The following is a 1,413-nucleotide window of genomic DNA, read 5'->3' as shown; positions in this document are numbered from 1 at the left end:
CTGTCCATCTACCACCATTCCATTTATATTAACAATATTATGATCTTTGTTCTTCGATGATATTGATACTCCACTATCCTCTGATACTACTTGCCACAATCCCTCTTTAGCATCAAACTGTCCCAAGTAGTTAAAGCTAATAGCCGGCAAATCTTTGAATGTAATATCACTATCGCTACTAACTGCAAAACTACCAAAGCCTATCCCCTTATCCTTGATAGCTCTTAAGCTCTCTTTAACATACTTAATTGTAGTAACTAAATCTTTTTGATTCTCAAGCAACACTGGATACATCGTTGTAAACCAACCTACTGTATTTCCTATATCTTGCCCTTCAACTAAATGCTCTCTACCATGACCCTCTAATGTCACTCCTTGCTTATCTAAACCATTTATATCTTTCAATGATAATAATAATGCCGTAAGCAATAAATCATTAATCTCTGTATGATATGCCTTATTACTAACTTGTAGCAATGAAGTAGTTGATTCTCTATCTAAAATTGCTTGTGATATCGTTGGTGCTTGTCTAGTAACCTCATAGTTAGGTAGTTCTTTAACTATATTTTTCCAATAAGTTTCTTGTTCCTTATTACTGTCTGCATAACCTCTTACTATATCAGCATATTGTCTATAGCTTGTTGCTTTAGGTGTTAGTCCTTGATTGTTATATAAAGCCTTAAAGTCTTCAATCAATATCCTCCAACTTACAGCGTCTACTATTAAGTGATGTAATGCAAAATACAATCTTGCGCTATCATCTGCATAGCCCTCTAAATAACCAATTCTAAATAGTGCTCCTTTTTCTATATCAAAGTCACTTTGCCAAGATGTTAACTCTTTATGTAATTCCTCTTGTGTATAGTCATTAATATCTAAATACTTAATCTCAGGTATCTCAATACTCTCATTATAATATTGAGCATTTGAGTTAAGATCATACTTAACTCTTAATATATCATGATGTTCTACTAACTTAGATAATATAGATTCTAATCTATCTCTATCTAAACTCGGAACCTTAACCATAAATGACTGGTTCCAATGATTATACTCAGCAAATTCATTACTATGAATCTTATCAAAGAACCACTGTTGTATAGGCAATAAACCAATTTCTCCTGTTAATAAACCTTCTTCTTTAATAATAGCTATTTCACTATTAACAGTAGACTCAATATACTTAGCTAATTTAGATACATTGCGACTATCAAATATATCTCTTACACTACATTCATAACCACTCTTACGTAATTTAGTACTTAATTGAATACTTAGAATAGAATCTCCTCCTACCCTAAAGAAGTCTTCTGTTATACCAACTTTCTCTAAGCTAAGTACTTCTGCAAAGATATTACATAAACTTGTTTCAAGCTCTGTCGTCGGGGCTACATAACTATCTTCATTAACAAA

General features: G+C 32.2%; 1 protein-coding gene. It reads right to left on the bottom strand.

The window, feature by feature from the left end; genetic code table 11:
• Positions 1–1,413, bottom strand: a 1,413-nt coding sequence (locus FTPG_RS04325) for a condensation domain-containing protein (RefSeq protein WP_004287204.1), incomplete at both ends; no start/stop codon positions are given.

This window comes from Francisella philomiragia subsp. philomiragia ATCC 25015, from assembly GCF_000156715.1.
Taxonomy (GTDB): Bacteria; Pseudomonadota; Gammaproteobacteria; order Francisellales; family Francisellaceae; genus Francisella; species Francisella philomiragia.
The sequence above is the reverse complement of the archived record's forward strand: the minus strand, read 5'-3'. Positions and strand labels throughout refer to the sequence as shown.